The organism is Candidatus Desulfolinea nitratireducens, assembly GCF_982879505.1.
On record NZ_CEYOSI010000092.1, the window covers coordinates 10,632 to 12,664 of the forward strand.

General features: G+C 45.4%; 2 protein-coding genes. Both read left to right on the forward strand.

Features of this window, described 5'->3' with window-relative positions; genetic code table 11:
• On the forward strand, window positions 1-1,378 hold a 1,378-nt coding region (locus tag AC3DOM_RS09605; protein WP_487918824.1), incomplete at its 5' end, for a pyridoxal-phosphate dependent enzyme.
• A 6-nt stretch (window positions 1,379-1,384) separates the two neighbouring features.
• Window positions 1,385-2,033 (forward strand): DMT family transporter (locus AC3DOM_RS09610; RefSeq protein ID WP_487918825.1); only part of this gene is annotated, 649 nt, incomplete at its 3' end.

Sequence of the window (2,033 nt, forward strand, 5' to 3'; positions counted from 1 at the left end):
CCAAGGACCAACGGCCTCCTTTAAAGATCGTCAGGCAGCTGTATCCATTGCTGCCCTTAAGGAAGCAGGTATCACAGAAATGGTGGTTGCCTCAACCGGGAATGTTGCAATCGCTTACTCTGCATACGCCGCACGTGCAGGCATCAAGCTTTGGGCTTTTGTAACAAGTCTTGTCCCTGCAGTAAAAATGCGGGAAATTGCTCTCTACGGTAGTCAGGTAGTCAAAGTAACGGGTTCTTATGATGCCGTTAAGCGGGCAGCATCAGAATTCGCCAAACAAAGAAATCTATATCAAAGTATGGGGGCGCGATCAAACTCAGCCGTTGAATCAATGAAAACAATTGCATTTGAAATCGCTGAGCAACTCACAGCCCTTCATGGTACGTCTGATAGCACCACCGACTCCGAAACGCCGCTTTGGCAAACACCCGACTGGTACATACAGGCTATTAGCGGCGGAATGGGACCACTGGGTGTTGCAAAAGGTTTTTCTGAATTGGAGAAAATGGGATTTATTAATAAAAAACCTGCCCTTGCAGGGATTCAGTCTGCTGGTTGCGCACCAATCGTTAACAGCTGGAAAAAAGGATTGGAAATAGCAGAGCCTGTTGAAGTTCCCAGAACCCATATTGAAACCCTTGCCACTGGTGATCCTGGCCGTACCTACCAACTCTTGCGCAAGGAAGTTGATGCAACAAGAGGTGTTTTCGAAAGCGTCACCGATGAGGAAGCGTTTCGTGCCATGCACGTTCTCGCAAAAATGGAGGGGATTTCAGCCGAGCCTGCATCCGCTGTTGCCTTTGCAGGTCTTTTTAAACTGGTGCGCTCTGGTGTAATTAAGCCTGAAGAGACTGTGGTGATCAATTGCACAGGTCATACCATGCCTCCTGAAAAATTTGTCCTGGGAGATAATTGGGCACGAAATGTGGTTCTTCCTGATACGAATCCTGATGAGAAAACTCCTCAGGAAGGTGTGCTGGCCGCACTTAGTCACGTTGTCCCCGAGCGTTTCCCAAGGATCATCATTGTTGATGATACTACCGAAGCCAGGCTCCTCATCCGCCGCATTCTCCAGTCACAAGGAGACTTTAATATCTTTGAGGCCAGTAACGGGAAAGAAGCCTTAAAAATTATCCGACGCGAAAAACCAGATCTAATTATCCTTGACCTCATGATGCCTGAATTAGATGGCTTTGGTGTTTTGGACGAGTTAAAGGCAAGTTCAGAAACAGAGAATATTCCAGTCATAGTATCAACAGCCAAGGAATTAACCGCTAAAGAAAGAGAAAGATTGAAAGGGCAAATTCAATCCCTCCTGCAAAAAGGAGATTTCATGAGTGATGAATTCCTTGATGAAGTTCACGCTATTATTAATTAATAAAAAATGAGATCAGAGCAAAGAAGAGGCATCAGTGCGGCTGTTATTTCGGCCGTTTTTTTGGGATTGACCCCGATTTTTGGCAAACAAGCCATTATATGGGGTTTTTCCCCCATAGCTGTCGTCGCATTGAGAACAAGTTTTGCTACGTTACTATTACTAACTCTGATTTTGATCTTCAAGCGTGAGTATTTTTATATTTTTCCCCTTGGGCTTGCTGGATGTGCCCTGGCAGGTGCAATTAACGGCATTGGCTCTTTGTTTTACTATATGGCCTTAGGGAGGTTAAGTGCAAGCGTCGGTCATCTACTTTATTCCTTATATCCGGTTTTTGTAGTCATTTGGTTATTGTTAGATCGTCAGGCTCCAACTCGACTTACCCTCATCAGAATAGTATTGGCAACTATGGCAATCATTTTAATCGCCAATGTTAATAACGGGGGGATTGATATGACTGGCGTAACGATGATGCTTATCGCATCCGCTTTATATGCACTCCACCTCCCCGTAAATCAACGTGTCCTCTATGAAGTACCTGCTCCAACAGTTACGCTCTATACACTGCTTTTTATGAGCGCGATTGTTGTCCCCGCCTATTTTTTATTTGACCACCAGTGGCCAATTGGCGATGTGGTTTGGTGGCCAGTCATCGGTC